The organism is Thermogladius sp. (assembly GCF_049970955.1).
Taxonomy (GTDB): Archaea; Thermoproteota; Thermoprotei_A; order Sulfolobales; family Desulfurococcaceae; genus Thermogladius.
Genome location: NZ_JBMFLY010000011.1, coordinates 1 through 26,448, shown reverse-complemented (window position 1 = coordinate 26,448; position 26,448 = coordinate 1). Strand labels below are relative to the sequence as shown.

At 59.8% G+C, this 26,448-nt stretch carries 32 protein-coding genes; 8 read left to right on the top strand and 24 right to left on the bottom strand.

The features are described from left to right. Positions 1 to 288: hypothetical protein (locus ACP5VX_RS02950; RefSeq protein WP_428724413.1), on the bottom strand; the 288-nt coding region annotated here is incomplete at its 3' end. A gap of 155 nt (positions 289 to 443) precedes the next feature. Between ACP5VX_RS02950 and ACP5VX_RS02945 the strand changes: the two genes are divergently transcribed. After that, the gene (locus ACP5VX_RS02945) at positions 444 to 1,550 is read left to right on the top strand and encodes a glycosyltransferase family 2 protein (protein ID WP_428724412.1); all 1,107 of its coding nucleotides are present in this window, start codon (positions 444 to 446) and stop codon (positions 1,548 to 1,550) included. A gap of 36 nt (positions 1,551 to 1,586) precedes the next feature. After that, on the top strand, positions 1,587 to 2,732 hold the full coding sequence (locus ACP5VX_RS02940) for an iron-containing alcohol dehydrogenase (protein WP_428724411.1): 1,146 nt from the start codon (positions 1,587 to 1,589) through the stop codon (positions 2,730 to 2,732). Between the two features lie 242 nt (positions 2,733 to 2,974). On the opposite strand, the gene ACP5VX_RS02935 is transcribed toward ACP5VX_RS02940, so the two are convergent. Both ACP5VX_RS02935 and ACP5VX_RS02930 read right to left on the bottom strand, forming a co-directional pair. Next, positions 2,975 to 4,213: a molybdopterin molybdotransferase MoeA gene (locus ACP5VX_RS02935; protein ID WP_428724410.1), complete on the bottom strand. Its 1,239-nt coding sequence runs from the start codon at positions 4,211 to 4,213 to the stop codon at positions 2,975 to 2,977. A 41-nt stretch (positions 4,214 to 4,254) separates the two neighbouring features. Then, positions 4,255 to 5,820: an oligosaccharide flippase family protein gene (locus ACP5VX_RS02930; protein ID WP_428724409.1), complete on the bottom strand. Its 1,566-nt coding sequence runs from the start codon at positions 5,818 to 5,820 to the stop codon at positions 4,255 to 4,257. 69 nt (positions 5,821 to 5,889) lie between these two features. Between ACP5VX_RS02930 and ACP5VX_RS02925 the strand changes: the two genes are divergently transcribed. Then, on the top strand, positions 5,890 to 6,879 hold the full coding sequence (locus tag ACP5VX_RS02925; protein ID WP_428724408.1) for a thiamine-phosphate kinase: 990 nt from the start codon (positions 5,890 to 5,892) through the stop codon (positions 6,877 to 6,879). Between the two features lie 60 nt (positions 6,880 to 6,939). Then, positions 6,940 to 8,142: a hypothetical protein gene (locus ACP5VX_RS02920; RefSeq protein ID WP_428724407.1), complete on the top strand. Its 1,203-nt coding sequence runs from the start codon at positions 6,940 to 6,942 to the stop codon at positions 8,140 to 8,142. An 11-nt stretch (positions 8,143 to 8,153) separates the two neighbouring features. On the opposite strand, the gene ACP5VX_RS02915 is transcribed toward ACP5VX_RS02920, so the two are convergent. Both ACP5VX_RS02915 and ACP5VX_RS02910 read right to left on the bottom strand, forming a co-directional pair. Then, entirely contained in the window at positions 8,154 to 8,705 is a 552-nt protein-coding gene (locus ACP5VX_RS02915) for a mechanosensitive ion channel domain-containing protein (protein ID WP_428724416.1), read from the bottom strand. A 208-nt stretch (positions 8,706 to 8,913) separates the two neighbouring features. After that, positions 8,914 to 9,654, bottom strand: a complete 741-nt coding sequence (locus ACP5VX_RS02910; protein WP_428724406.1) for a VTT domain-containing protein — start codon at positions 9,652 to 9,654, stop codon at positions 8,914 to 8,916. Positions 9,655 to 9,767: 113 nt separating this feature from the next. Here ACP5VX_RS02910 and ACP5VX_RS02905 point away from each other — a divergent pair, with 113 nt between their 5' ends. Together ACP5VX_RS02905 and ACP5VX_RS02900 are read left to right on the top strand one after the other, a co-directional pair. Then, entirely contained in the window at positions 9,768 to 10,364 is a 597-nt protein-coding gene (locus ACP5VX_RS02905) for a DUF447 domain-containing protein (RefSeq protein ID WP_428724405.1), read from the top strand. Continuing rightward, on the top strand, positions 10,361 to 11,296 hold the full coding sequence (locus ACP5VX_RS02900; protein WP_428724404.1) for a beta-ribofuranosylaminobenzene 5'-phosphate synthase family protein: 936 nt from the start codon (positions 10,361 to 10,363) through the stop codon (positions 11,294 to 11,296). Before ACP5VX_RS02905 ends, ACP5VX_RS02900 begins: the two co-directional genes overlap by 4 nt. A 5-nt stretch (positions 11,297 to 11,301) precedes the next feature. Here the strand turns inward: ACP5VX_RS02900 and ACP5VX_RS02895 are convergent, their stop codons facing one another. From ACP5VX_RS02895 to ACP5VX_RS02835, 13 genes are all read right to left on the bottom strand, one after another. Beyond that, on the bottom strand, positions 11,302 to 12,474 hold the full coding sequence (locus ACP5VX_RS02895; protein WP_428724403.1) for a hypothetical protein: 1,173 nt from the start codon (positions 12,472 to 12,474) through the stop codon (positions 11,302 to 11,304). Positions 12,475 to 12,550: 76 nt separating this feature from the next. Next, the gene (locus tag ACP5VX_RS02890; RefSeq protein WP_428724402.1) at positions 12,551 to 13,534 is read right to left on the bottom strand and encodes a complex I subunit 1 family protein; all 984 of its coding nucleotides are present in this window, start codon (positions 13,532 to 13,534) and stop codon (positions 12,551 to 12,553) included. Between the two features lies 1 nt (position 13,535). Beyond that, positions 13,536 to 13,895, bottom strand: coding sequence for a sodium:proton antiporter (locus ACP5VX_RS02885; protein WP_428724401.1), 360 nt, complete (start codon positions 13,893 to 13,895; stop codon positions 13,536 to 13,538). Then, positions 13,888 to 15,465, bottom strand: a complete 1,578-nt coding sequence (locus tag ACP5VX_RS02880) for a proton-conducting transporter membrane subunit (RefSeq protein ID WP_428724400.1) — start codon at positions 15,463 to 15,465, stop codon at positions 13,888 to 13,890. The genes ACP5VX_RS02885 and ACP5VX_RS02880 overlap by 8 nt, the downstream gene beginning before the upstream one ends. Positions 15,466 to 15,473: 8 nt before the next feature. After that, complete coding sequence (locus ACP5VX_RS02875; RefSeq protein ID WP_428724399.1) at positions 15,474 to 15,977, bottom strand: Na+/H+ antiporter subunit E; 504 nt, start codon at positions 15,975 to 15,977, stop codon at positions 15,474 to 15,476. Then, positions 15,974 to 16,387, bottom strand: coding sequence for a sodium:proton antiporter (locus ACP5VX_RS02870; RefSeq protein WP_428724398.1), 414 nt, complete (start codon positions 16,385 to 16,387; stop codon positions 15,974 to 15,976). Before ACP5VX_RS02870 ends, ACP5VX_RS02875 begins: the two co-directional genes overlap by 4 nt. Continuing rightward, a complete protein-coding gene (locus tag ACP5VX_RS02865; RefSeq protein WP_428724397.1) occupies positions 16,381 to 17,166 on the bottom strand; it encodes a Na(+)/H(+) antiporter subunit B in 786 nt (261 codons plus the stop codon). The genes ACP5VX_RS02870 and ACP5VX_RS02865 overlap by 7 nt, the downstream gene beginning before the upstream one ends. Beyond that, on the bottom strand, positions 17,163 to 17,423 hold the full coding sequence (locus ACP5VX_RS02860; RefSeq protein WP_428724396.1) for a hydrogenase subunit MbhD domain-containing protein: 261 nt from the start codon (positions 17,421 to 17,423) through the stop codon (positions 17,163 to 17,165). Before ACP5VX_RS02860 ends, ACP5VX_RS02865 begins: the two co-directional genes overlap by 4 nt. Continuing rightward, positions 17,420 to 17,800: a monovalent cation/H(+) antiporter subunit G gene (gene mnhG / locus ACP5VX_RS02855; protein WP_428724395.1), complete on the bottom strand. Its 381-nt coding sequence runs from the start codon at positions 17,798 to 17,800 to the stop codon at positions 17,420 to 17,422. Before mnhG ends, ACP5VX_RS02860 begins: the two co-directional genes overlap by 4 nt. Continuing rightward, the gene (locus ACP5VX_RS02850; protein WP_428724394.1) at positions 17,797 to 18,069 is read right to left on the bottom strand and encodes a monovalent cation/H+ antiporter complex subunit F; all 273 of its coding nucleotides are present in this window, start codon (positions 18,067 to 18,069) and stop codon (positions 17,797 to 17,799) included. The genes mnhG and ACP5VX_RS02850 overlap by 4 nt, the downstream gene beginning before the upstream one ends. Continuing rightward, positions 18,070 to 18,465, bottom strand: coding sequence for a 4Fe-4S binding protein (locus ACP5VX_RS02845; protein ID WP_428724393.1), 396 nt, complete (start codon positions 18,463 to 18,465; stop codon positions 18,070 to 18,072). It lies immediately after the preceding gene. Next, positions 18,435 to 19,655, bottom strand: coding sequence for a nickel-dependent hydrogenase large subunit (locus ACP5VX_RS02840; RefSeq protein ID WP_428724392.1), 1,221 nt, complete (start codon positions 19,653 to 19,655; stop codon positions 18,435 to 18,437). Before ACP5VX_RS02840 ends, ACP5VX_RS02845 begins: the two co-directional genes overlap by 31 nt. Position 19,656: 1 nt before the next feature. Beyond that, positions 19,657 to 20,013: an NADH-quinone oxidoreductase subunit C gene (locus ACP5VX_RS02835; RefSeq protein WP_428724391.1), complete on the bottom strand. Its 357-nt coding sequence runs from the start codon at positions 20,011 to 20,013 to the stop codon at positions 19,657 to 19,659. A 179-nt stretch (positions 20,014 to 20,192) separates the two neighbouring features. On the opposite strand from ACP5VX_RS02835, the gene ACP5VX_RS02830 reads away from it, so the two are divergent. Beyond that, the gene (locus tag ACP5VX_RS02830; RefSeq protein WP_428724415.1) at positions 20,193 to 20,630 is read left to right on the top strand and encodes an NADH-quinone oxidoreductase subunit B family protein; all 438 of its coding nucleotides are present in this window, start codon (positions 20,193 to 20,195) and stop codon (positions 20,628 to 20,630) included. On the opposite strand, the gene hypF is transcribed toward ACP5VX_RS02830, so the two are convergent. The 6 genes from hypF to ACP5VX_RS02800 form a co-directional block, all read right to left on the bottom strand. Beyond that, the gene (gene hypF, locus ACP5VX_RS02825; RefSeq protein WP_428724390.1) at positions 20,600 to 22,909 is read right to left on the bottom strand and encodes a carbamoyltransferase HypF; all 2,310 of its coding nucleotides are present in this window, start codon (positions 22,907 to 22,909) and stop codon (positions 20,600 to 20,602) included. The two genes, ACP5VX_RS02830 and hypF, sit on opposite strands and share 31 nt — an antisense overlap. Positions 22,910 to 22,920: 11 nt before the next feature. Then, positions 22,921 to 23,157: a HypC/HybG/HupF family hydrogenase formation chaperone gene (locus ACP5VX_RS02820; protein ID WP_428724389.1), complete on the bottom strand. Its 237-nt coding sequence runs from the start codon at positions 23,155 to 23,157 to the stop codon at positions 22,921 to 22,923. An 11-nt stretch (positions 23,158 to 23,168) separates the two neighbouring features. Next, positions 23,169 to 24,203: a hydrogenase expression/formation protein HypE gene (gene hypE, locus ACP5VX_RS02815; protein WP_428724388.1), complete on the bottom strand. Its 1,035-nt coding sequence runs from the start codon at positions 24,201 to 24,203 to the stop codon at positions 23,169 to 23,171. 91 nt (positions 24,204 to 24,294) lie between these two features. Beyond that, entirely contained in the window at positions 24,295 to 24,576 is a 282-nt protein-coding gene (locus ACP5VX_RS02810; RefSeq protein WP_428724414.1) for a helix-turn-helix domain-containing protein, read from the bottom strand. A 97-nt stretch (positions 24,577 to 24,673) separates the two neighbouring features. Further along, entirely contained in the window at positions 24,674 to 25,372 is a 699-nt protein-coding gene (locus ACP5VX_RS02805; RefSeq protein ID WP_428724387.1) for an HAD family hydrolase, read from the bottom strand. 2 nt (positions 25,373 to 25,374) lie between these two features. Beyond that, the gene (locus ACP5VX_RS02800) at positions 25,375 to 25,854 is read right to left on the bottom strand and encodes a MogA/MoaB family molybdenum cofactor biosynthesis protein (RefSeq protein ID WP_428724386.1); all 480 of its coding nucleotides are present in this window, start codon (positions 25,852 to 25,854) and stop codon (positions 25,375 to 25,377) included. A 67-nt stretch (positions 25,855 to 25,921) separates the two neighbouring features. On the opposite strand from ACP5VX_RS02800, the gene ACP5VX_RS02795 reads away from it, so the two are divergent. Further along, a complete protein-coding gene (locus ACP5VX_RS02795) occupies positions 25,922 to 26,305 on the top strand; it encodes an MGMT family protein (RefSeq protein ID WP_428724385.1) in 384 nt (127 codons plus the stop codon). The last annotated feature ends 143 nt before the right edge of the window (positions 26,306 to 26,448 follow it).

Sequence of the window (26,448 nt, the reverse complement as noted above, 5' to 3'; positions counted from 1 at the left end):
CTTCGAGTCACCGTTCACTATGAGGCTGACGTTCTTGTAGTACGACACCCAGTAGGTGGGGTGTATCGTGATGGTGAGGCTCGTCTTGTTAGCCCCGAGCGTAACGTCAATGGTGTTGGCCCCACCAAGGTCCGGTTGGTTGGCGTTAGTGCCGTATTCGAAGTAGACGGGCGGCGATACTGGGCTGACGGTCACCGATACCGGGTAGTACACGAAGACGCTGGCGAAGACTATGCTCGTGAAGACTGCTACTGCTACTAGGGCTAGTACTCTCCTGTCGAACCTCATACTAGGCACCGCCCGGGGATTTGTATTATTGGATTCCTTTAAGTCCCCTTTTAAGCCTTGCTCCCAATTAGCCTGCCCGGGTCTTCGCCGGCCCCCGGAAACGGTTTTATTTTTCGACGCACTCAATAATCTCTGTCAACAGTAATGTGGTAGTGATGCCGGACCTAGTCAGCGACGCTATAGGGGTCGTCGAGGGGCTGGCCGTAGCCTACATGGCTATTCTCGCCATCGGTTTGACCGGCTACATCCTGTACAGGCCTAAGAGAGGGGACGTGAAGGCGAGCAACTTCGAGATCGTCGTAGTCTCCAAGGCCGACGAGAGGGTGAGGAAGAGCCTGTTCGAGACGGTCCGCTACCACGCGAGGAGGTTCGGGGGCGTAACGCTGGTAGTGGACGAGGAGTCGCCGCTACTACCCGAGCTGAGGAGGCTCGGGCACGTCAAGCTCGTGGTCGTCCCCAGGTGGTACAGGAGGGACCTCGTCGGTAAGGGGAGGGCCCTCAACTACTTCATCGAAAACTACGTGGACAGGGAGAAGTGGTACGTCTTCATAGACGACGACAACATCATCCTGGACGACAACTTCCTCTACGAGATACCCTACTACGAGTCTAGGGGTGTTTTCGTCGGGAACGGCGTCCTCGTGCCGAGGATGGGGAGGAGCAAGCTGGCCTACGTCATGGACTGGGTCAGGTTCCTAGACGACGTGACCCTGTACAGGTTCTTCACGGGACTGCTCGGGAGGCCGCTACTAGGGCTGCACGGCGAGCTGCTCATAGTGAAGGGGAGGGTGTTGAAGGAGGTGGGGTTCAGCTACAGGAGCATCACCGAGGACTTCAGGTTCTCTGTAGAGCTCGTCAAGAGGGGGTACAGGACGTGGCAGAGCAGTACGAGGGTCCTCATCAAGAGCCCCAACAGCATAGCCGACCTGATCAAGCAGAGGGGGAGGTGGTTCAAGGGGGTCATCTCGGACGTCAAGCACAGCCCCCTGCCCATGAAGCTCGTTGTAGGGTTCAGGGCGTTCTTCTGGAGCCTGGTCTTCACCGCGTCCTGGGCGATGCTACCGGCCGTGCTGGCGGCAGGCGTAATCTGGTTCATACTGCCAGCAGGCCTATACTACGCGTCGGCGTACCTCTACGGCTCGTACAAGGCCGGGGAGCCCGTACTCGTCTTCACCATCCCATTGTTCGGCCTGATCGAGGCTTCCGCGAGGATCTACGGGCTTCTAGCCGTGAGAGACTTCGTCGTCATAGACAAGAATTAAATAGGCTTGTAGAGAAAATTAGACAAGGTGGGCAAAGTGAGGCCCTTTAGACTGAAGCACGAAGAAGTAACCCTCTATTTCGGGGAGAACTCTCTCGAGAAGGCCGCGTGGTTTCTCGAGGGTAAGAAGAAGGTTGGTGTAGTCACGGGCCGGCAGTCGGCGAAGGTCTCCGGCGCCCTCGACGACCTTTTGAAGATCCTGAGCGAGAGGGGGGTCGAGTACGTAGTCTTCAGCGACGTGACGCCTAACCCGTACCTCAGCCAGGCGCTCAGGGCGGGCGAGCTGTTCTGGCGGGAGAGCGTCGACGCAGTGGTGGCCGTTGGAGGGGGTAGCGTGATCGACGTGGCGAAGGTCGCCTCGGTGATAGCGGTGGCTGGGGCGAGGTTCGAGGACCTGCTGAAGGGGGTCAAGCCGAAGAGGAAGCTCCCACTACTCGCCGTCAACCTCACCCACGGGACCGGCACTGAAGTCGACAGGTACGCCGTCGTCACCGTGGACGAGACGAGGGAGAAGCACGGTCTCTCTGTGACCTACCCGGACGTCAGCGTGGACGACCCCAGGTACACCCTTACGCTCAGCCTGGAGCAGACCATTTACACGAGCCTAGACGCCTTCTACCACGCGTACGAGTCCGCTACGTCCACAGTCTCCTACCCCCTGGTCGAGACGCTGTCGTACGAGGCGATCGCTATAATAGGCGAGAAGCTCCCAAGGCTGGTTAACAACCTGAAGGACGTCGGCCTGAGGACGAGCATGCTCTACGCCAGCATGCTGGCGGGCCTGAGCATCGACATGGCGTCCACCCACCTCGTCCACGGGATAGAACACGTCCTAAGCGGCCTCGAGCCCAAGCTGGCCCACGGGGCGGGCCTCGCGCTACTGGGGCCGCGGGTGGTCTACTACACCCACAAGGCGCTCCCCGAGGTGTCCGCGAGGCTGCTCAAGCCTATAAACCCGTACATCAAGCCCGTCGCCGAGGACGCCGAGAGGGCTATGAAGAGCGTTAAGGCCTTCCAGGAGCGGGTCGGCTTCAAGGAGAAGCTGAGCGACTACGGCTTCAAGGAGAGCGACGCGAGCAGAGTCGCGGAGTTCTTGTTCAGCAGACTAAAGTACATGGTTGGGAACACGCCCTTCCCCGTCACCGAGGAGGTAGTCAAGGACGTTTTCCTGTCGGCTCTGTAGGCCCCCGAGTTTTTGGCCCGTTTACCCACCTCGCGCTTTTTCCGCTCGTAGGGCCTCCCAGGGCGCCAGAGACGACTCACGGGGCACGGGAGGGCGAGCCGTCGCGGCAACGGCTCTGGGTCCACCCGCCACGCGGGTGGGCCTCCCGACCCCCGCCACTAGTCGCCTCCTCGTCCAGACCCATCGGTGAGACCCGGCCGTTATGCCCTCCACGGGCGGGCTCTCGTAGCTTGGGCGGTCTTTTAAGGCCAGTCCAGGTAGACGGGGACTACATCGCCCTCCTCGAACCCCTCACTACCCTCCTCTAGCCGGATGTACGAGTTCGTCTCCGCTAGGCTCCTCAACAACCCGCTACCCCTCAACATGAACGGCTCCACTAGCGGCAGGCCCCCGACGCCGGTCGTTAACGTGCTTCTCACGAACGTGGTGTAGCCCGCCTGGTTGGGCAGCCTCCTCGTGAGCTTGGCGTAGACGACTTGGTTGCTGAACCCCTTCAAGCCGAGCGCCTCGACCAGCGCGGGCCTGAAGACCCCCTCCAGGCCGACCCACGCAGCGAGCGGGAAGCCGCTGAGGTGGAGCACGGGCTTCCCGTCGATCACCGACGCACTAGTCGGCCTACCGGGCCTCATCGCCACGCCCCTGAAGACCCAGGCCCCGCGCGTCTCGACGAGGTCGTAGACCAGGTCTGTCTCGCCCGGCCCAGTCCCACCGGTGGTTACGACGACGTCGTTCAGCGCGAGAGCTCTGGCTACGAAGTCGGCGAGCAGGCCTAGGTCGTCGGGTACGACGCCGTAGTACCTGGCCTCAATGAATGGGAGCCTCCTCAGGTATGACAGCACAACGTATGCCGTGGAGTTGAAGACGCGGCCTCTCCCAAGACTCGCTGTGTCGGGGCCGGGCTCGACGACCTCGCTGCCTACAGTCACCACGCCTACTCTCAGCTTCCTGAAGACCCTTACAGTGCTGTGGCCGGACGCGTATATGATGGGTATCTTCCTGAAGTCGAGGACTGTTCCAGCCCTGACCAGCACCTCCCCACTCGCGAAGTCCTCTCCGCGCCTCGAGACGTTGGAGCCCCGGGCCACCGGCTTGTATACGAGTATCTTACCGCCGACCCTCTTCACGTCCTCCTCCATTACCACGGCGTCGGCCCCGCTCGGCAGGGGCTCGCCGGTACTGACCGGCCTCGCCTTGCCAGGGCCTATGGCGGGGGCCTCCACCACCTCCAGCTCGGCTGGGTTAAACATGCTAGCACTGTACGTGTCGGAGCTTACGACCGCGTACCCGTCCACCGCACTCCTGTCGAAGCCCGGGTGGTCTACTAGGGCGACGACGTCGCTTGCTAGGACCCTACCGTAGGCCTCCAGAACTTCTACTTCCTCCACGTCCAGCTCTATCTTCGCTAGTACTTTAGCCAGCCTGGAGACGGCCTCTCGTACGCTGACCAGCTCTTTAATGCCCTTTACCCCCAGTGTAAACACCTCGTGTCCTCTATAATTAGGCTACCAGGCAATTTATCGGTTCAGAACAGCCTCACCAGGGAGTCTCTCAGCCTGGTATAGAAGGCGACGTAGGCCGCGAGTACCCAGCCGAGTACGGGGATGCTCCTGGAGATCCTAACCAGGAAGGAGAGCTCTACGTCGCCTAGGCAGTTGAAGGCCGCCAGGAGCACGCTGTAGAGGAGGGCCGAGAACGTGAAGCCGAGTACGAGCCTAGCGATGGACAGCGCTAGGAGCCTCGCCAGGGGGACTGAGGCGAGGACCGAGAGCAAGGACGCTACAGCGGTCTTCAGGTACTTCGAGTACCCTAGCCTGAAACCGGCGCCCTCGAGGTACGAGAGCTGGTAGACTAGGACGGGTATACTGGCCAGCGCGCTGGCTATAGCCAGCCCGGCGACGCCGAGGGCTAGGCCCAGCCCGAGGTAAAGGAGAACGCCGGAGACCAGCGATACTATGTTGGAGAGCAGGATCACCCGCTTGACACCGTAAGCCTGGATCACGTTGCCCGCGACGACGCCGAAGGGCCAAAGCAGTAGAGAGGCCGACATTACAGTGTAGTAGAAGCCCGCCTCAGCGTACTCTGGGCCGTACACCGTCCTGATTACGTCGCCGGAGTACAAGATCGAGATTAGGGACAGCGGGAGCGTGAGGGCGAAGAGGGTCGCTAGAACCGCCTCGACTACGCCTTTAAAGCTCTCCTCGTTCTTCGACTGGTGGACGAAGAGGGGGAGGAGGGGGGTTGCCAGGGCCCCGTAGACTGCTCCTACAGCGCCCAAGAAGTTGTATGCGGCGTTGAAGTAGCCCGCCACGCTGTTGCCGGCCACGCCCATGGAGGCCGTTATGAACCCCAGCAAGTAGCCCTGTAGCCTAGCGACAACAGCTCCAGCCACGCTCCCCGTGTAGACCGTCAGCGCGTATCCGACGACCTCGTCCATCTCGAAACCGCACCCGGGCGACGAGAGGACGTCCTTCACCATAGCAACCGATACTGCTATGGCAACCACGTAGGAGACGGCCAGGGCGAGTATCGCGTTTTCAACCGTTGGGCCTACTAAGCTGAACAACGCCAGCACCGCCGCCAGCCTCGCGAGAGGTTGGGCTATGACCACTACGGTCCTGGCCCCCGCCCTCCCCAGGCCGACCATGAGGCTAGCGGCGTCCGCGGCGAGTACTTGGGGGACCAGCACCATAGTGTAAAGGGAGACGTAGAGTCCGATGCCGCTCCTGTTGCTCAGGACCTGGCCGAGAGGCTCCGCCAGCACTAGGGCTGGGGCTACGACCGATAGCGACAAAACGAGCTTGAGTAGCAGCGCTCTCTTAGCCAGCGAGGCGACTCGGCAGACCTGCCCTCTACTGGCGTAGAGGGAGGAGTACCTCAGCACCGCGGCGTCTATCCCGAAGTCTGTGAGCAGCGATAGCACGCCTACGGGTATGGCCGCCAGGTTGTAGAGGCCGTAGTTGGCAGGGCCCAGCAGCCTGGCCACGACCATCAGTGTAGCGACCTGGACTAGTAAATAGACGACCGTCGAGGCGGCGTAGAGGAGGGCGTGCGCGCCGGCTCTCTCAACAGTGTACTCCAGCTCGCCCATTCAAACCCCTATTCGAGAGGCCAGGATAGATTATTTATCGGCTTATCTTAAAATGAGTTAGGTGCCCTAATGAAGCTGGGGGGGCTCACGGAGAGGCTGTTCATAGAGGGCGTGCTACGCCCCTACCTCGGCAAGAGTCCGCCCTTCTCCCGGCTCGGGTTCCCCGACGACGCCGTGGACTTCCTGCCTCTGGCTCCTAGGATCGTCGCCTCCGTCGACGCCGCCTCTATCAAGGGCGTTAAACTCCCCTGGAGGAGCCTCGAGGACGCGGCTTGGGCTATCGCTACAGGGGCCGTTAGCGACCACGTTGCCAAGGGGTCGAGACCGGCCTACGCGCTCGTCTCGCTCGGGCTGAGCCCCGACCTAGACCTGTCCGACGCAGAGGCCATAGTCCGCGGGCTGAGCGAGGCCTTCAAGTACTACGGTGTGAGCTGGGTGGGCGGCGACACTAACAGTTCGGGGGACCCCTGGGTATCGGTGACGATGATCGGCTTCACTACAGCCAAGAGGCCCCCGCCCAGGAGCGGCGCCAGGCCCGGGGACGCCGTGGTCGTCACGGGGAGGTACGGGGCGATGGGCTACGTGGCCCTTAGAGGTGTAGAGGAGGCCTCGCGGGCCGCCTGGGTGGTCGAGAAGACGAGGAGACCTCTCGTTGACGTCAGGGTGGGGACGGTGATCGCCCTCAACTACAAGAGCGTCCACGCAAGCATGGACGTGAGCGACGGGCTGGGGTTCACCATGATGGAGATCGCCAGGTTGAGCGGGGTGGGCTTGAGGCTCGAGAGGCCGCCCCTAGTCTATAAGGAGGTCTACGAGCTCTGCGAGGGCCGGCTCGAGTGCCTGTACGAGCTTTCCTTGAACGGGGGAGAGGAGTACGGGGTGGTCATGACAGTGAGCAAGGAGGGCCTCGGCAAGGTCGTCGAAGACCTCGAGTCCTACGGCGTGGAGTACGAGGTGGTAGGCGAAGTTGTCGAGGGCTCCGGGCTCAAACTAGAGGGAGTCGATAGGGTGGCGATCTACGGCTGGGACCAGTTCGGGGGCTACGTGAAATCCGCCTAACCACGCGAAACACCCCCGTTTAAAAGCTAGACGCCCTGGGAGTTAATTCTGGCGACCCACATGTGGCTCTACGTAGCTGGTCTAGCGCTAGCGACGCTGGGCGTCATGGACTTGCTGGTCAACATCGTAGCTGTCAGGCTACTCAACTTCACCCTAGTCGAGCTTGGTCTACTCAACGCCCTATGGACCGCCGCGGTAATTCCCTCACTGAGGCACTCGAACCTGCTCTCAAACGCTGGTCTGACCAAGAGGCCCACCTTGATAGGCTTCTTGGCGTTCGCTACCTTCATTCCTCTCTTCTACCTGTCTGTCAGTTGGAGGAGCGCCGCCTTGCTGTACACGGCGTACGTCCTCCACGCTGTCACGTACTCGTACGTGAAGACGGGCTGCCAGACGGCTGTTCTCGAGTCCTACCCGAGCCATCAGTGGTCTCACTACAGCAGGAGGCTCGCACAGCTGGCCGTCCTATTCGAGGGACTACTATTGCTGGGCGTCTCCAGAGTGTGGAGTAGCCTATTTGAGACGTGGTACTTTCAGCTCATAGCAGTATTCGTCTTAGCCGTGAGCGCCCTCCTAGTACTGGTGGTACCTCAGCCGTCGCTACGTTTCGAGAAAATACTGACTAGGATAGAGAGCCACCTTAAGAAAAGCCTCACACGGATACACGGGTACCTGACCATCTCCAGCCTGGACTACGCCAACGGCGAGAAAGTCAATATCCTCGTTGAAAGGTTTGTCAAGGACGGGGTTAGTCTGACCCTCATCGCCGCCGCGCTAGCCGCCTTCAGGATAGGTAACGAGTACCTGTTCACGCCTCTACCGTTCGTGTTCATACGACTGATGGGCCTCAAAACCCCGGATGTTGTCGCCTTGTACGGGTTGGGGAAGGCGATCGGGTTCACGGTAATGCTCGTCCTGCCGCCGAACGTCGTGAGTAAGGGGGCCTTCACCCTGGCCAGTCTAGTCAAGGTCGCGAGCGTGGCGGGGATCGTGTTCTGGAGGCCCGACCTCGGCTTCTCCTCGGTCCTCCTGGCGGCGATCTACATCTCCAACCTGGTGATCGACACGACGATCTACACCCTCTACGTTACCACGACGAGCGGGAGTAACGTGGGCTTGTTCAACATAGTGGCGGAGGCCTCGAGCCTAGTGGGCACCCTGACGTCTGGTTATGTCATGACTATCCTAGGGCTCGACACGACGGTGCTTCTACTAGTGATACTCAACCTAGTCCCGTTGCTCCTCGTGAAAAAAAGTTGGTAGGCGTTAGAAGACTAGCTGGCCCTAGACCTTATGACTATCTTCTGGCCGACGATCATGGAGCTCGGTATTAGGACTGTCAGCCCGTCCTTCCTCTTAACGACCGTGAACATAGACCCTATGTCCTCTACTGTAACCTCGCTCTCGCCAGCTACGTCGACCACGTCGCCTATCTTGAACGGCCTCGCCAGTAGAATGAACATGCCCGCCACGGCCTGGCTCAGCACGTTCTGAGTGGCGAAGCCCACCACTAAGCCTATGAAGCCCCCAAGGGCCACCCCGGCTGCCCCGCCCGATACCCCGCCGGCTATGCCCGCGAGGAGGCCGCCGATACCCAGTATCCTGATCATGCTCCTCACGGCTGCCGCCGTGGACTTGCCGTACTTGGGCAGTGTCATGGCGTAGAAGAGCGAGGCCACGGCGTTGACTATCATCCAGCCGAGGACCAGCAACACTATTATGTAGACGTACACCGCGTAGTCCTTTAAAGTCAGGAAGCCGCCCAGTTTAGTAGCCTCGTACAGCATGCTAAGACCCTGAGTGAAGAACCACTGGAGGATGCCCATCACGATGGCTACTAAGATCGCGTAGAGTATTACCTTTGCCATAGCCTTTGAAACGGGCTCCTCTGCCAAGGTCTCCCCCTGTTATTTTTTCCTCACGGGTAAAATTTAAACTTTGCGGCCGAGAAACAGGTGGTCAGCGCCCGCTTTAAGTCTATCATGTCATCGCTCGAGGCTACATTCCCGGGTTCTTCTTCATCCCACCTACTTCTTACATCCTGCTCCTGATAAAGCTTAGTATCCTCGTCACCGACCTGGCGAGGTGCCTAAAGGGCTTTACGAGGGCGTCGGCAACAGACACGAGGACGAACTTTAAGGTCGTGGCCAGACCGCGGCTAGCGTATAACTCGGTCGCTTTAACCCAGTCCACCTGCCCGACTACGTAGATTACGACGACCGTCAACGCGATGAGCAGGAGTGTGGACAGCCAGAGTGGGAGGCCCAGTTTCTCCTCGAACAGGTTTAACACCGTCCTCCCGTAGACGACGGCCAGTATCGAGTGGACTATTTTGCCCAGGAACACGGCGATCGCGTACAAAGCAATGCTGTAGGACGCGAACCCCATCGGTATCAAGACGACGTCGTCGGGGGCTGGTGTAATAGCCACGAACAGGATTGCGAAGAAGCCCGCCACCTTGTGCCTGGAGGCCAGGTACGACCAGTTCCTGACAGTCCTCGAGGCGGGCGATATGCTACTAAAGCCCCTGCCTACAAAGTAGATGATGATCTTGCCTAGTCCAGCACCTATCCCGCTGACGACCGCTATGAGGACCAAGCTCCTGAAGTCGCTGAACCGCGAGGCGTAGACGATTATGTACACCAGGTAGGGTAGAGCGACGAAAGGGATAGAGTTCGATACGAGCGAGACAAAGAAGACGCCGTAGAGCCCCGTACTCCTCAGCACTCTCTCGGCGAGCGCGAATACCTCGTCCACTACTCTGTGGAAGGGCATGTCGTTTCTCCTTTTCCTACAACAACCGCTCTCCGCGCTTCTCTACGGTACATGAAGGGTATTATACTCAAATAAGCTTATAGACAGTCGTAGCGCGGCCGGTGGCACGCCGGATGATGATCAGGCTTTACACCGGCGTGGTCTACGAGTCGATAGCCTCGACGTACGTAGACGGCGCGGTCTACCACACGCCCTTAGGGTTCCGGGCCTCCGGCCACCTTTTGAGGGCGAGGCTCTACCCGGAGACGAGGCTCTACAGGGTCGTAGACCAAGTGAGGTTCGTTGTGCTGAACCTGACGAGGAACCCTTTCTACTACTTGGCCTCCGCTTTCAAGGGCCGCGTCGAGGCCCGCCTAGAGTTCGTGGACGCCCGCTGCGTTAAGGCGCCGCGCCTAGTCGGGGCTGAGGCCTATATCGAGGCGCTCGTCACCGGTGTACGGCCCTCCAACGGCGTCAAGGTAGTAGACCTCGAGCCTCTATGCGTAGACGTGGGGGAGGCCCTCACCCCCTACTCCAGGGCCGACGCCGCGCTAATCGAGATGATCGTGTACGCGACGAAGGTACCCGTCCTCAGGGAGAAGGGCGACGTGGAGGGCTCGAGCTACTACACCACTCTCTTCAATGTGGTGAGGGGGATAATAGGGAGGGTCTCCGATAACAAGCTGTATAAGGACGTGGTGGAATTCCTCGGTAGAGTGGTGTCGGGATGAGCAGAGGCGTCGAGGTGTCGGCCCCGTCGCGTCTGCACTTCGGGCTAGTGAACCCGCACGGCGTAGCACCTTACAGGCTGTACGGTAGCGCCGGAGTGGCGGTGAAGAGCCCGCGCGTAGTAGTGGAGGTCTACCCGAGCGACCGCTTCGAGCTACCGCCTGTACTGGAGGAGGGCGAGAAAGCTACGCTGGTGAGCGTGTTGCGTGGTAAGGGTGTCAGGGGCGTAAGAGCCGTCGTCAGAGAGGTGCCTCCCAGGCACGCCGGTTTCGGGACCACTACTCAGCTACTCCTGTCAATTGCCGTGGGCGCCTTGAGGCTCCACGGTATAGAGTACAGCCCCCTAGACCTGGCGTGGGAGCTGGGCAGGGGGAGAGTGTCCAGTATAGGGGTGTACTCGTTTATGAGAGGCGGTTTCATAGTGGACGCGGGGCGGGGTAGGAGTACGCGTATAGCCCCGCTCGCCGTCAGGCTGGACTTCCCCGAAGAGTGGAGGTTCGTGCTCATCCTGCCGAGGGGCACCGGGTTGAGCGGTGAAGAGGAGGAGAAGGCGATGAGGGCGCCCAAGTTCTACGAGGTTGCGAGAGTTCACGAGGCGGCGTGGCTCTTACACTACGGGCTAGTCCCCGCCGTCATCGAGAGAGACCCGTCCACCTTCGCCGAGGCGCTGGGCAGGCTGCAGGAGCTCGTTGGGGGCTTCTTCCAAGAGGAGCAGGGCGGGTTGTTCAACCCGGCCTCCGCGAAGGTGGTCGAGCACCTGGAGAAACTAGGCGTGAGAGGTTACGGTCAGAGCTCGTGGGGGCCTCTGATCTACGTCTTCGCGGAGAGCGAGGACAGGGCTAGGGAGATAGCGGACTCGGTGTCGAGGTTGGGCGAGTTCAGGGTCTGTGTAACAGGGGCGGACAACAGGGGTGCCGTGGTAAGGGAGGTCTAGCCGCCCTAGAGGGACGTGAGTATCACGTAGAGGGATATCAGCACGAGGGCGAGCCCGGTCAGGAAGTTCAACACGCTCGAGTTCCTAGAGAGCCACTTCGCAAACCTCTTCTGCCTCATAGCACTCCTTACTGCGACCAGTATCGCGACGAGAGGTAGGACGAAGATCAGGTCGTACAGCAGAAGCAGGGCGGCCGCCAGCAGTGGAGCCACGCTCTTGAGTATCGCCGCGAAGACGGCATACGGCCCGGCCGTACACGGTAGTAGGACCGTTACAGAGATCGCGGCGAGGAGGGCTGCCGTAAGGTACGAGACACTGCTCGAGACGTTGATCCCGAGCCTCTCGCACCACCCGCACCTCAACCTCTCCAAGGAAGAGGGCGTGCTCGGCCACAGCGTGTTGTAGACGCCTATCGCAAGCGCTACGAGTGCGAGGGGGAGCGGGTTAACGACTCTCGCGAAGTGGTATAGACCCAGCCCCAGGAGGAAGTAGCCGGCGTAGACGATTAGTATGAAAAGTATAGGCGGCCCGTAAGACCTCCTCTTCCCGCTGAGAGAGGTAGTCGCGAGGCTGAAGAAGGTCACCAGCTCACACGGGTTGACGGAGTCTAGAAGGCTGAGGAACACCATCGATGGTATTAGGGCTAGGTAGTCCACACTGCTAACTGCTACGCTGACCACGGGACTCGTACCACCGTGGCTGTAGAAGACGTCGTACTTCTCCAGTAGCGCCTGCTGCGACGCCCCTGTAACGTTGCTCACCTCGACGAGCTTGTAGTCGAAGATGACGTATGCTCTCACTGTAGTCGAGTTGTTGGGCGCTAGCAGGGGTTCAAGCAAGCCGGGGCTGTTTACCGTGTAGTTTGATATCTCGCCCATTACGACCCCAGATATGGTGTTGTCAACCACGAAGAGCGTTATTGGCACCGCCTCGTAACCCCCGTAGAAGTCCCTCGCTATGTTCTCGTAGCACTTCTGGCAGGAGCTGTTGGACGATATGTCGCAGAATGTTACGTCTGACCCGAAGAGGCTGCTAAGGTAAGCGTAGGTGTTTCTACAATGAGGGCACCTCGGGTCTCCGTAGATGATGATCTGCCTCCCCGCCTCCGACCAGGCCTGGTAAGCCAGGACGAGAACCGTTATAACCAGGAAGGCCAGCGCTACGGCCAGAGCCCTCATACCCGCCCCTTCTACCGTACCGTGATCTAGCTCGACATTTTATCTTTTTATCCTCCCGAGGCGCCTGGGCCGGCGCTCAGTGTAGCGCGTATATAGAGGCTAGAACCACGCCTACCAGGGAGGGTGCTAGAGAGTACTTGGCCATGACGTCGAGTGCCTGCTCGATCCTCAGCCTGCCCGTTGAAGCCCTCAGCAGGCTCGACGCCAGGAACACGAGCGCTAACTTGCCCGCGAGCAACGCCAGCCCTTGTACTGAGAGGTGGGGGTAGGGGTAGGGGCCTCCGAGGACCAAGTAGACTATCGACAGCATGGTGACGGAGTACTCGATGTCGTGTAACAGCCTGGCCAGCCCGAGGAGGGGGCCCGAGAACTCGGTCTCGAAACCCGCTATGATCTCCTGCTCCGCCTCGGGTATGTTGAACGGGTTGAGCATCGCCCTTGCCTGCAGTGTTACGAGGGACGAGACGAGGGACAAGGCCATTAGGGGGGCTGTGAACGGGTTAGCCCAGTACATGTGGACCGACCTAGAGGTGGCGTAGATGCTGTAGGCGGGCTCTACCCCGCTCGATAGCACAACGGGTATCAGTAGCGAGGTGAAGTAGGCCGGCTCGCAGACAGTGATGAAGCTCAGAAGTCTAGAGACCCCCACAACGGTGTAGGGGCCGGGCATCGAGAGGCTGGCAAAGACCAGCAAGAGCGGCGCCACCACGCAACAGAGGTACATGTATATGAAGAAGTCGAAGGGCGCAGATACAGTGTAGGGGTTGAGCGGTAGGAACAGGACCGCCACTACTAGGGACGATATCCCGAGTGCCAGCAAGGACTCGGCTAGTCTCGGCATCGAATACCTGTTGGCCACCACCTCCTTGTCCCTGATCAGCTTAAAGAAGTCTGCGAACGGCTGTAGTACGCCGGCTGGACCCGTGTAGGACGGGCCCATCCTACGCTGCATCCGGGCGACGACCTTCCTTAAAGCGTATTCTACGAGCAGCGAGAACACGAACAGGAATAGCAGGCCGGGGAAGACGAGCGCCGCGAACACCAGCATCGCGTAGTCCATCCTACCACCTCGCCACCAGGTAAAGCAAGCTTAAGATGATCGATAGCAGTACGAGCACGCCGAGCCACGACGAGATGAAGTAGAACCAGTCCGCTAGGCTGCCCGTCTGGACCTTGTCCAGTAGTAGTCTGTAGACCCTCCTCGCGTACTGCCTTATGAAGGCCCAGTACAGCCCCCCTACGCCGGGCGTCGGGTTTGACACCACGTCCTCGCCCTCCGCGGACAAGTAGACTTCCGTGTACCTAACGTTCTTGTTGCGCACCAGCAAGTAGAGACCGTAGAGTGTAGCGAACACGAGTACCATGAGCCCCGTTGTCAGGACAACTGCTTGGTAGACGTCGAGCTCTAGCACCCTACCCATACGGACCACCAAGCGACTTCCTGGTCTCTAGGTAAGCCCTGATGTAGTCTTCCACGCCCTGTTGCGTGAGGCTCAGAGCAGGCTGGGAGAAAACACCCGGGCTAAGCCCGAGGACGAGCCCGAGCACCAGGAGGCTGGCGGACATCGCGACTAGGAGAACATCCACTAGCTCCACCCTCGGGCTTGTGACAGGCGCGCCCTTCTTGAAGGAAAACGCTATCGAGTATATCGGCTTCATGTAGCCGAGTAAGCTCACCGCCGACACGAGTATCACAACGAAGGCGAGGACTGGCAGGCCCGCGTCTAGGAAGGCCTGGTACATCAAGAGCTTGGAGAAGAAGCCAACGAACGGTATGAACCCGGCCAAGTTCAAGAAGGAGAGGGTCATGGCGATTGCGGAGAGGGGCCTCACACGCCCCAGCCCTCTCATCGCGTCGAGGTCTCTCGACCCCGCCTCGTGTATGAACACTCCACTGGCCATGAACAGCGTGGCTTTACTGATGCTGTGGGAGACCAGGTGGGCCACCATCGCTGTTAGCGCCAGGACTAGGGCTCTACCCGTCGCCGCGAAGCCCAGCGAGCCGGCCATTAGAGCCAGGCCTATGTGGCTGATCGTGCTGTAGGCCAGTAGCCTCTTGATATCTCTCTGGACGAGCATCATGAAGGCACCGAGTAAGGCGCTGGCGCACCCGAGTAAGAGTAGTGCCAGCAACACTGCGCCACGATACAGCCCGAGCGCGTTGTTGTAGCCGAATATGGTGTACAAGAACCTGGCCACAGCGTAGACGCCGATGTTGACGACGAGGCCCGACAAGGCCGCAGAAACCGGTGTCGGGGCCTCCGGGTGCGCGTCGGGGAGCCAGAAGTGGTTGGGGAAGACGGCCGCCTTGTAAGTGAAGACCCACAGGGAGAAGGAGACCGCTAGGAGTGCCGGCAGAGGCGATGCCGCGTAGGCCCTACCGACCAGGGCGAGGTCGGCCATGTTGAGGGTTGAGTAGTTCCCGTATATTACCACGAGTGCCAGGAAGTACATGTTGGTGGCCACCGCTCCTATTAGAGCGTACTTGCTCGCTGCCTCAACAGCCTCGGGCCTCTGCTTGTGGTACGCCACCAGCCCGTAGGCGGAGATGCTCAAGACCTCTATCATCACGAACAAGTTGAAGGCGTCGCCTGTGTAGAGGCAGCCGAGCAGGCCCACCATGAGGCCTACTAAGAGAGTGTAGTACCAGACCGGCTCGTCCATCTCCTTCTCATACCACTTGGAGTAAGCGGTTATCGCCAGGATCACCCAGCCGGTCAACAGGCCTAGAAGCCCGTTGAAGGCGTCGACCTCGTACATTATGCCTATCGGTGGAGGCCACCCGCCAAACGGGTAGACTAGCGGTCTACCGCCCACCGCGACCGCGGCGTAGACTACCGTCGTTGTGACCGCGACGAAGAGGGCCGCGAACATTGCCAGAGCCCAGGGGGCACGCCTCCGCGCCTTCCCTAACAGCGGGGTGGCGAACGCCACGATCGCTGTCACTGGTAGGAAGACGCCCAGAAGGTTGAAAGCCAGCTCTCTCAGCATACTCCCACCTAGTCGAAGACTTTCTTCGAGTAGTACTCGAAGGTCTCGGAGATACCCTTCTTCGCCTCCCTGGGCTCTATCGACGCGACGTCTATCCAGTGGACGTAGAAGACCTTGTTCTTCTTGTCTACTTCAACCACAACGGTACCGGGCGTGTTCGTTATCGAGTTCGCTATAGCGGTCATGGCGTAGTCCGACTCGACGTCGAACGGCACCATCACTATACCGGGGTTGACGGGCATTCGCGGGCTCAGTATACGCTTTGCGACGTCGATGTGGCACTTGGTCTCGTCGATTATGAAGTACCTGAGAGCGTACCTCAAAGCCCAGTACCACCTCTTGGGTGAAAGGAGCTTGCTCGGCCTCTCGATCGTTATATTGGCGAATAGCGCCCCTACGACCACGGATACCAAGAGCCCCGTTACCAGGTCGTAGCCACTAGTGCTACCGGAGAACACGATGTAAGTGACGAATGCGAGCATCGCGACGGGTATAGCCCTGGCCGCCCTCACCCTCTCAACCTCCTGATCTCCCTCATGTCGAGTGTTCCGTAGTGCTTGAACAAGTTGTCCCCCAGGAAGATCAAAAAGACCATTACCGCCAGGCCTATGACGACGGCTGTTAAAACGAGTGCCTGGGGTAGAGGGTCTACAGCCCTGGAAGTAAACTCCACCAACACGCTCGCGTTCTCGAAGGGGTAGGTGAGGAGGATCGGCGGCCTGCTAGGGGTTGTGGGGCTAGGCCACGCCCTGTAGCCGAGGAAGATCGCGAACATGTTCAAGGTGTCCCCGAGAACACCCAGCATTATCAGCTTCTTAACGTAGTGCGGCTTGTAGAACAGGCCGAAGAGCGATAGCCCTAGGTTCACGAAGAGCGACAGGTAGATTACAGTGAACATGTACTCTGCTAGGAACCCTACCACTTCTCCTCAGCCTCCGGGGTCATGAGTATTATGAAGGCGAGCGTGAAACCGGAGGAGACCGCGAGGAACTCGAACAGGTTGAACCACCACAGGGTACCGCTCAACAGAGCCCCGTGAACGTCGTAGGGCATTGAGAGCGGTGAACCCGCCTTGGCTATGTTCTGGAAGACGTAGGACGGGAGCCCGAGGAGGAGCCCCGCCAGGAACAGCGCTATCGAGGTGAGACCGATCCCTATCAACCCGGCACTCCTCAGAGTCAGCATTCTCTGCGACGAGACGCCTTTCCACAGCAGGTAGAAGGACGAGAACACGACGATGAAGACCACGGGGACGACGGCCGCGGTGGCGCCGCCCTGGAAGCCTCCTCCCGGGGTCAGGTGCCCGTGCAGCCCTATCGACGCCGCTACGGCGAGTATCATGGGGCCCGTTATCTTCGTAACGGTCTTCACTATTGGAGATAGGCCCGACTCGTCTGTCGGCTTCTGGTCCAGCCTCTTGACACCCCTGCCGAGGGCTAGGCCCGCTATTATCGCTAGGTAGAAGACGGTCGTCTCGTAGAGCGTGTCCAGCCCTCTGTAGTCCCACACGATCGCTGTGACCGCCTCGGGGCTCCAGACAGTGAAGTCGGGCAGGTAGGGGTTGTAGGTGGTGTTCAGGTAGACTATTGCGAGCCACCTGAGGTTCTCGGAGGGGTAGAAGGACTGCCCCGAGAGGGCTAGGAGGAGGCTCATCCCGAGGACGATAGTGACGAGCACGGCGAGACTTACGAGCCTCTTCATTCCCTCTCGAACCTCTCCGTCTTGCTTATCAAGACCAGTAGAAGTGCGGGCAAGACGCCGCCCGCCACTGGTAGGTAGACCAGGACTATGTCGGGTGACATGAACAGGTAGAAGAGTAGGGAGTAGAACACGCTCTGAATAGCACTGTATATCACGGCCTTCACGAGGTCTCTCTCGACTAGAGCGAGGTACACCGCCACCACTGACATCAGGGACGCAAACGCGCCGACCGCGTATATCAAGAGGTCGAGACTCACGAGCCGCCACCCCTGACGCACATGGAGGGGTCTAGCGCGTCGTGAACGCAGGGCTCCACCAGGGCTTGCCTCGTCTTATGTGCGGCCCTGGCGAGAGCGTGCGAGCCGGCCGGCGACAGGATCAGGACTAGGAAAGAGGTGATGAACGCGGCCCCAGCCATAAAGGTCGAGTAGGGCCCGAGCTCCTTGTAACCCAGCGCTACGAGCCCAGCACCGGCGATAGGGTAAACGCACCCCCATATAGAGCCTATCGTGGCGGCGTGAAGCCTCAAGTAGAAGTTCCTAAACCGGTTCACGCCTATCCCCGAGACCAGTTGCGCGAAGGCGCCGAGGGCGATCAGGCCGAGCCCCGTGTAGACCAGGAGCTCCTCTATCAAGCCCCCATCACCCTCCTCTCCAGGTACTTCGCTACGTAGATGTCGAGGGCGTATATCCAGAGGGCCAGTGGTATCGCCGTGACTATCAGTATTGGCTCCTTGAAAAAGATCCCCAAGACTATGAACAGCACCGCGAGGTTGTAGCTGAGCAGGTCTACCCCTAGCACGTGGTCCGGTATCGTAGGGCCCTTTAATGCCCTGTAAAGGTAGAGCGCTGTCGCGACCAAGTAGAGGGGGACCACGGCCGCTATGAACTCCTGGACAAACACTCAGACCACCCTTTCGAGAGTGCCGAGGCTCAACTGCTCGCTCGTGTTCTCCCTCGGCCCCGCCATTTCGAAGAAGTTAGTGGTGACGTACGCGTCGAACGGGCACACTGTCACGCACCTGTAGCAGAACACGCACCTCCCGTAGTCGATTTTGGGGTAGACCCTCCTAGGGTTGGACTTCGGGGCCTCTAGATGCGCCGGTATCTGAGTCATGACTATCGCGTCTGCCGGACACTCGATCGCGCAGAGCGAGCAGCCGGTGCACTTCTTCAGGTCTGCGTAGTGCCTGCCTCTGTAGGCCGCCTCGACCTCCGTCTTGACGTAGGGGTACTGTACTGTGGAGGGCCTCCCGAGGAGGCTCCTGACTACAGCAGGTAGAAGCCTCGGCCTCGCCAAGCCTTATCCCCTCTACTGAGCTGGGTGAAGGGAACAGTCCTCCGTTCGCCCGTCCTGAGGTCTGTAATAACAGCCCTCTCCATACACGAAATACACGGGTCTAGGCTCGCGAGTATGACGGGCAGGTCCGCTATCGTGTAGCCCTCGTAGAGGAAGGCCGAGTTCACGATGTTGGTGAACGAGGGAGTCCTGATCTTCACCCTGTACGGGTTGGCCTTCCCATCGCTCATGACGTAGTAGGTGAGCTCTCCTCTCGGGGCCTCCACCCTGGTGTAGGCCTCACCCGGCGGGAACTTCCTCGGCAACTTTCTCTCGTCGGGGACGGGACTGCCGTCTCTCGGGAGTTTGCTCAACGCGCTGAGGACTATCTCGGCCGATACTAGCGCCTCGTCCCACCGCACCATCATCCTAGCCCAGCTGTCGCCCTCCCCCCGCACTACTACCTCGGGCTGGAGCTCGTCGTAGGCGTCGTACCTGTCGCTCACCCTGGCGTCGATCCTCACGCCGCTGCCCCTGGCGACCGGGCCTAGGAGCGTGTACCTCACGGCGTCGACCCTCTTCAAGACGCCTACACCCATCAACCTCTTGGTTATCGTGGTGTCCTCCTCGAACACCCTCTTGTAGTAGGTCAGCCTCTCCCTCACTTGCTCGACGAGCTTGGCTATTCTCCCGGCGTCCGCGTCGCTCAGGTCCCTCCTGACCCCTCCCACCATCATGTAGTCGGCCATTACGCGCGCCCCCGTCAGGATCTCCTTTGCCTTCATGACCTTCTCCCTGTCCAGCATGATGCTCATGAACAGTGTGTCGAAGCCCACCACCTCGGCCATGACCGCGTTTATCAACATGTGGCTGTGTATCCTCTCCAGCTCCATCGCCACGACCCTCAGGTACTTCGCTCTCCTGTTAGGCTCTAGGCCGAGTATCTGCTCCAGAGCCCTCACGTACACGTCTGTGTGGACTGTGTTGCAGATCCCGCAGACCCTGCCGACTATGAATATGTCCTTGTAGAACGTGTTCTGCTCGCAGAGCTTCTCGATCCCCCTGTGGTTGTACCCCGTGTTGACTTCGACCTTGACTACGGTCTCGCCGTCGACGTAGGCCTTCAAGAGGACGGGCTCGTGGAGCGCCGGGTGCTGGGGGCCCACGGGTATCTCGATGGTGACCGGTATCTCCACGACCTTGTCCACCATTCTACCCCCTCCTCAACGGGTAGACGCCTTTCTCGGCGACGTCGCTTGGGACGAAGAACCCCCTCCTGAGGTAGGGGTTGCCTCGGAACACCACTCCAAGGAGGTCGTAAGTCTCCAGCTCCCCGCTCAGCGCGCCGGGGACGATGTCCACGATACTGTCGAGCACTGGGTTGTCCCGCGGGACCGCCGTGCGGAGTACCACTGTCTCTTCCTCGGGTAGTAGTACGACGAAGTAGTCGACCCTGATCAAACCCTCCTCCTTCAAATCCACGCCGACAATAGTGGAGACGTAGAACCCCTCCTGACCCCTCTCCCGGACTAAATCCAGGAATACACTCCTGACTCTGGAAGGCTCCAAGGTGAAAACTCTCCTGTTCGGTTTTACGAATCCTGCCGCCTGGGCTAAAGTGGCCGTCATAGGACTCCGTGAGTTTTTACTTCGAGACAAAGCTAATAAAACGAGTGTTAGTGAGGGTAACCAAACACCTCTATTTTTACACTGGTCGAGCACTCTTAACTAGTGGAGCGTGCGGCACGGTGAAGTGCAGGTTCGTTAGGTACTCCCCCTGGCTGGTCCACTTCAACACTGGTGCCTGTAACGGTTGCGACATAGAGGTGTTGGCCGCGATCACGCCTCTATACGACCCGGAGAGGTTCGGGGTGAAGCTTGCCCCCTCCATAAGGCACGGGGACGTACTCGTTGTGACGGGGGCCTTGACTAAGAAGAGCGCCGAGAGGCTCAAGAGGCTCTACGACCAGATGCCCTCGCCGAAGTTCGTTGTAGCCGTTGGCGCCTGCGCTATAGACGGGGGAGTGTTCCAGAAGTCGTACAGCGTGTTGAGGGGGGCTGACAAGGTAGTGCCCGTGGACATCTACGTGCCTGGATGCCCGCCCAGGCCCGAGGCCATACTAGACGCCATTGTAAAGCTCAGAGAGAAACTGGCTCAGCCGCATTCCTCGGAGAACAGGCAGTAGACGACCTGCCCGAACGAGACCCCCTCGTCGTTCGGCGGTACTCTTGAGGGTAGCAGTAGTTTGAGGCCCTCCTCCCTCAGAACCCTCTCTAGGCCCCTCACGATAAACTCGTTGACGGCCGCTCCCCCGGAGACCGCGACCTCGCTCCCCACTCCCAGCCCCCGCGTAGACTCGACTAGTAGCCTCCCGAGGTTCTCGCCTAGCGACTCCAGGAAGGTCCTCGCAATGGCCGGCCTGGGCTCGTCCAGCTTGTCCAGCAACCACTCGACGTAGCTCCAGGTGTCCAGCCTGAGCACGCCGTTCTCTTCGTATAGTCTGACCTCGGGAGGGTCTGCGTACTCGCCCTTGAAAGCCTCTGCCTCTAGCCTAATAGCCGGCTCACCCTCGTAGGACCTCTCGCGACACACACCGAGTACCGCCGACACGACGTCGATCAGCCTGCCCGTGCTCGAGGCAGGCCTGTACAATCCCTTCTCGACGAGCCTGCGCACTAGCAGGAGCTCGCTGTACTCCCTCTCCCCGACGCCTATTCTCCGCAACACTCTTAAGAGCTCCCCCTCGCTGTACCCTCTCAACGTCATGAGGCCGGCAAAAACCCTCAGTGGCCTCAGCGTGTCGGTGTCCCCGGTGAGAGGGACGGGGCGTATGCTCGCGACCCTCTGGTAGAGCCCTCTCTCCGTGTCTACCACGATGACCTCTCCACCCCATATAGTGCCGTCGTCGCCCCAGCCCAAGCCGTCGATCGCGAGGCCCGCCACCCTCCCGTTGAGGCGGTGGTCTCCGACAACCGACAAGACGTGTGACAGGTGGTGCTGTACAGTGACCAGTCTAGCACCGGTCTCCCTGGAGTACTCCCTTGCCAGCGCGGTGGACACGTACCCGGGGTGTTTGTCCGAGACCACGACCAGGTCCTCTCTGCTGACGCGGTAGGAGGCGACGAGAAACTCGAGGTAACCCCTCAGCTCCGAGACCGTCTCGACCTCGTCTAGGTCCCCCACGTAGGGCGATACCACGACCTTGTCCTCGAACCCGACTGCTATGGTGTTGTTCAAGTCGCCGCCGAACGCTACGACGTTGCGCCTGAGCCTCTGCGGCAGCCTGATCCACAGAGGGGCGTAGCCCCTGCTCCTCCTCAACAGGACGTACCTCCCGTTCGTCTTCCTCACCACGCTGTCGTCTACTCTGTGGACGACCTCGCGGTCGTGCACCAGGAAGTAGTCCGCTACGTTCTTCAGCTCTCTGAAGGCGCACTCCTCGCTCTTGCACATTGGCTCTCCCGATACGTTGCCGCTCGTCATTATCAAGAACTTGTCGCGCGTAGCCCTCAGTAGGAGGTAGTGGAGCGGGGTGTAGGCGACGAACACGCCCTCGTGGCTCAGCCCTGGGGATACCAGGGGTGAGACGGGCGTGTCCTCCCTCTTGGGGAGCAGGAGGATGGGGGCTTGCGGCGAGTTCAGGAGCTCCTCGTCCTCCTCCGTGATGTAGACCAGTCTCCTCAGGACTACCGTGTCTATGCCCATGATAGCGAACGGCTTACGGGGCCTCCGCTTCCTAGCCCTAAGCTTCGCCACTACATCGTCGTTTGTTGCGAGGGCGGCGAGGTGGAAGCCCCCGATCCCCTTGACTGCGACTATGCCTCCCTCTTCGACAAGCTTCGCTGCGGTCTCTATCGGGCTTTTCTCGTCGACAACTGAGCCATTCCTGTCTAGTAAGAGCAGTCTAGGGCCGTCGCGGGGGCAGCTGATCCCCTGGGCGTGGTACCTCCTCAAGTTCTCCGGGTCTCTGTATTCTAGCGTGCACTCGCCGCAGAGCTGGTACTTCCTCATGCTCGTGTTCTCCCTATCGTAGGGCACCCTGTAGATCATGGAGAACCTCGGGCCGCACCAGGCGCAGGAGTTGAAGGGGTAGCCGTACCTCCTGTCCTCGGGGTTGAGCACCTCGAGTAGACAGTCGTGGCACATTGCCAGGTCTGGCGGTATGTTCGACCTCGCCTTGAAGTCGTAGCCGCTGGGCTTTATGGTGAACCCGCTGTAGCCCTCCGGCTCCACGTCCTCGACTCTTAGCTCCTCAATGAAGGCGGGCGGCGGCCTCTCGGAGACCAGCCTCTTGACGAACTCCTCCAGTACGCCCTCTTCCCCCTCGACCCAGATCTCTACCTCTGAGCCCCCGACGTTCCTCACGTAGCCCGCGACCCTCAGCCTCCTCGCTAGCCTGTCTATGAAGGGCCTGAAACCGACGCCTTGTACTAGGCCGACTACCACGATCTTCTTTGCGCGCATAACCTCCTCCGTCAGCTACCCAGCTCTCTCATTAAGTCCCTGTAGAGGTCTAGTATGTCCTTCAGCTCTTCCTCCTCGATCTTCGATATCGCGACCCCCGCGTGGACTATGACGTAGTCGCCCTTCTTGACGCCCTCAACCGCGAGGATCACCTCTTTGACTAGCCCCCCTATCCTCACCTTAGCCAGCGGGAGGCCTCTTTCCGACTCGTAGATGTCGACTACCTCGGCCGGGTACCCCAGGCACATCCGGCACCGCCTCAGCATATCCTCGGGAGGTTCAATGGGTTGGACGAGACCAAGACGAGACCCCCGACCTCCGTACGGGCTATCACTCTGCCTTTGAGCTCCGGTAGCTCGACGACCTCCCCCACGATCCTAGCCTCCCTCTCCCCGGCTCTAACTAGCTCTCTCACCACCTCGTCCGCGACAGAGGCATCGACGCTTAACACGGCTACGCCCTCGGACGCGACGTTTAAGGGGTCGACACCCATAGCCTCCAAGAACCCCCTGACCTCCTCCCTGATCGGCACCTCGCCCCTGTCGATGACAATGCTCACCTCTCTCCCGTGAACCCACTCGTTTAAGACCCCCGCCAGCCCGCCGCGTGTGGGGTCTCGCGCCGCGCTTATGTACGGCCTGTACTTCTGGATCACTGGGAGGACGGTCTTCACCAGGGGTCTGCTGTCGCTCTTAAGCCCCCTGTTCTCCTCTAGGAGGCCCAGCTGGGCTGCCAGTATCGTCGAGCCGTGCTCCGCGATGGGGCCTGTTACAATGATCTTGTCGCCCACCCTTGGGTAGTCGATTATAGGCTCGTAGCTCGAGACGCCGACGCCGAAGCCGCTCACGACGATCTTGTCTATGCTCCCCCTGGGCATCACCTTGAAGTCGCCCCCGATCAACGCCACGTTGTTCTCCCTCAGGACCTTGAGCATGGACTCCACAACCCTATCGAGTACATCTAAGTCCAGCCCCTCCTCGACGATTATGTTGTCCATGAAGGCGACCGGCGTCGCCCCCATTACTACAAGGTCGTTCAAGACCCCGCTGGCCGCCAGGTGCCCGATGTCGCCTCCTGGAAAGAAGATCGGGTTCACCGTGTAGGAGTCGCTGGTGAACACCAAGTAGCTGTCGCCGACCCTCACGTAGGAGCCGTCGTCCATGACGTCTACGCCCCTACCGTTCATTGCTCTCCTCAACGCGTCGGGAACTCGCGCTACGATCAGCTTCGATACGACCTCGAACGTCTCTAGACCTCCCGCCCCGTGTAGCAGCTCGACCTTCCTCGAAGACATGAGGTAAACACCGGGAGAGGAGGCGTTGACATTTTTCTCTTGATCTATAACGTGGCCCGGAGAATTTAACAAATCATGCCACAAAAACGGCTCACTTTATCGACAGCTTCTTGAGGACGTTGTAGACCCTGGAAGGCCTGAGACCAAACTCCTTGGCTATCCTGTATATGGAGTAGCCCTCCAAGTAGAGTCTCTTTATCCTTTCGATCTCCTCCTCGGTGAGCTTCCGATGAGACGACTTCCTGAGCTTCTCCCCCCTCTCCTTCAGAGCCTTGTACAGGGTCTTGGTAGAGATGTGTACCTCCTCGACTATTCGTTTGATCGGCACGCCCTGCTTGTATAGCTCGATGGCCCTCTCTATCTTGTCGCCCACACTCAATTTTCCCACCGCGTTTTTTGTTTTCCACTAACCCTAATAAACTTAACTCCGAGGTACCGGCGTAGGCGAGAACGTGTACTATAGTTTAGTGTCATATCAGTCTTATGACGCTGGGTAGTTGCCTCAAGGAGTACACCACGGCCACCCCGAGCAAGTTTATGGAGAGGGTTAGTTTTGAGTCCCTCCTGATCAGGACCGCCTTCATACCCATGCTCATCGGCCCCCCAACGTCCTCTATGACGTTGTCGCCGACGTGCACCACTTCCCTGGGCTCGACCCCTAGCCTCTCGAGGAGGGCTATGAAGAAGCCCCTGTCCGGTTTGTTGTAGCCCACCTCGTCCGAGAACACCCTGGCTTCGAAGAACTTGCCTAGACCCAGCCTCTCGAGCAGTCTCCACGTGTAGGAGCTCGGCCAGAAGAGGACGTTGCCGGCCACAGCCAGTCTTAGCCCCTCCTTGTAGAGACCTTCGACAGTCTCGACCACGTCGTCGTATACGATCCTATGAGGGTCGACTTCCTGGAAAGCCTTGTGGATTAACGAGTCAACACCCGACGGGTCTACACCAATGTGCTTGGCGAGTATTGCCTGGCCCGTTTTAACGGTCTCGTTGCCCGGGATAAGGGAGGAGCGCCTCACCTTACGGGCCTCCTCGTGGGCCTTGAGGACCTTGCTGTAGACTGTCTCGAAGGGGGCTCCCAGCGCCTCGGCTATGACTCGGCTGGCCTCCTGAAGCGTCTTGTCCAGGTCTAGGAGAGTCCCCCACACATCGAAGGACACGGACTCGACCACTACTACTCCACCCTGTGCGCGCCCGCTATTCTCGAGGACTCCTCCAACAGGTGGTGAGCTATCTCTAGTAGAATACTTAAACCTACCTCGACGCCGTCGGTGCTACCGGGCAGCACTGCCACTATCCTCCCGTCGAACGTCTCGTAGAGACCGGCCCTAGACAACAGGGCTCTCAACCCCACTCTGTTAATCGACCTCCTCCTAAACTCCTCGCCGAAGCCAGGAAACTCCCTCCAGGCAATGGACTCCACGACGTCGACAGATACGTCCCTCGGGCTCGGCCCAGTGCCTCCAACGACCACCACAAGCCGGGCGTCGTGCTCCCTCAAGCTCTTTATAATCTCGGCCGGCTTATTCGGTGAAACAGCCTTCACGACTTCGAAGCCCCTCTCCCTCAACATCCTCGCCGCGAGCTCGCCGCTTACGTCTTCCCCCTTACCCTCGTAGACGGTGTCGCTCACGACCAGGACGAGGGCCTTCAAGTCCCCGCCACCAAGTGGTCTTAAGGATTAGCCCGTGTTATATTAACTGCACTCGAGCTGGTGCCCCTTGGCGAGAATACCACTCCTAGTATACGAAGGTGGTGTATTCAGAGCGGCCCGCCTAGAAGACCTGAGAGAGGCCGTTTACATGCTGGTGTCCACCATACCGGTGGGGAAGGTCGCAACGTACAAGTGCATCGCAAACCTTCTCGGCGTCAGCCCCCGGCTGGTGGCCCTCGTCCTCAAGGAGAACAGGCAACCGGTTGTAGTCCCCTGCCACCGTGTGGTGATGTCTAGTCTCAGAGTAGGCGGCTACAGTATGGGGGGGAGTAGGGTCAAGGAGAGGCTCTTGTCCATAGAAGGTGTCGCGGTGAGGGCCGGCAGGGTCTCCGAGAGGGACGTCCTAGACGAGTGTAGAGATAGGGGACCTAGGAAGAGGCGAAAATCTTGAAGCCTAGCGGGCCGATGACCTGCCCCGGCTCGCTGGAGACTACTTCCCGTAGGCCTTCGATAGCGGCACACCGGGAGGCCTCCACCGGCTCGCTACCGGCGTTGAAAAGGCCGACCACCCTCCTCTTAAGCCATCTCTCCACC

What these genes read in the sequence shown, in the direction of transcription:
- ACP5VX_RS02880 (WP_428724400.1), bottom strand. Translation starts at nt 15,465, where the DNA reads ATGCTGAGAGAGCTGGCTTTCAACCTTCTGGGCGTCTTCCTACCAGTG.
- ACP5VX_RS02890 (WP_428724402.1), bottom strand. Translation starts at nt 13,534, where the DNA reads ATGGACTACGCGATGCTGGTGTTCGCGGCGCTCGTCTTCCCCGGCCTG.
- ACP5VX_RS02930 (WP_428724409.1), bottom strand. Translation starts at nt 5,820, where the DNA reads ATGGGCGAGCTGGAGTACACTGTTGAGAGAGCCGGCGCGCACGCCCTC.
- ACP5VX_RS02820 (WP_428724389.1), bottom strand. Translation starts at nt 23,157, where the DNA reads ATGTGCCTGGGGTACCCGGCCGAGGTAGTCGACATCTACGAGTCGGAA.
- ACP5VX_RS02865 (WP_428724397.1), bottom strand. Translation starts at nt 17,166, where the DNA reads ATGAAGAGGCTCGTAAGTCTCGCCGTGCTCGTCACTATCGTCCTCGGG.
- ACP5VX_RS02925 (WP_428724408.1), top strand. Translation starts at nt 5,890, where the DNA reads ATGAAGCTGGGGGGGCTCACGGAGAGGCTGTTCATAGAGGGCGTGCTA.
- hypE (WP_428724388.1), bottom strand. Translation starts at nt 24,203, where the DNA reads ATGTCTTCGAGGAAGGTCGAGCTGCTACACGGGGCGGGAGGTCTAGAG.
- ACP5VX_RS02920 (WP_428724407.1), top strand. Translation starts at nt 6,940, where the DNA reads ATGTGGCTCTACGTAGCTGGTCTAGCGCTAGCGACGCTGGGCGTCATG.
- ACP5VX_RS02905 (WP_428724405.1), top strand. Translation starts at nt 9,768, where the DNA reads ATGATGATCAGGCTTTACACCGGCGTGGTCTACGAGTCGATAGCCTCG.
- ACP5VX_RS02900 (WP_428724404.1), top strand. Translation starts at nt 10,361, where the DNA reads ATGAGCAGAGGCGTCGAGGTGTCGGCCCCGTCGCGTCTGCACTTCGGG.
- ACP5VX_RS02945 (WP_428724412.1), top strand. Translation starts at nt 444, where the DNA reads ATGCCGGACCTAGTCAGCGACGCTATAGGGGTCGTCGAGGGGCTGGCC.
- ACP5VX_RS02915 (WP_428724416.1), bottom strand. Translation starts at nt 8,705, where the DNA reads ATGGGCATCCTCCAGTGGTTCTTCACTCAGGGTCTTAGCATGCTGTAC.
- ACP5VX_RS02910 (WP_428724406.1), bottom strand. Translation starts at nt 9,654, where the DNA reads ATGCCCTTCCACAGAGTAGTGGACGAGGTATTCGCGCTCGCCGAGAGA.
- hypF (WP_428724390.1), bottom strand. Translation starts at nt 22,909, where the DNA reads ATGCGCGCAAAGAAGATCGTGGTAGTCGGCCTAGTACAAGGCGTCGGT.
- ACP5VX_RS02840 (WP_428724392.1), bottom strand. Translation starts at nt 19,655, where the DNA reads ATGGTGGACAAGGTCGTGGAGATACCGGTCACCATCGAGATACCCGTG.
- ACP5VX_RS02885 (WP_428724401.1), bottom strand. Translation starts at nt 13,895, where the DNA reads ATGGGTAGGGTGCTAGAGCTCGACGTCTACCAAGCAGTTGTCCTGACA.
- ACP5VX_RS02895 (WP_428724403.1), bottom strand. Translation starts at nt 12,474, where the DNA reads ATGAGGGCTCTGGCCGTAGCGCTGGCCTTCCTGGTTATAACGGTTCTC.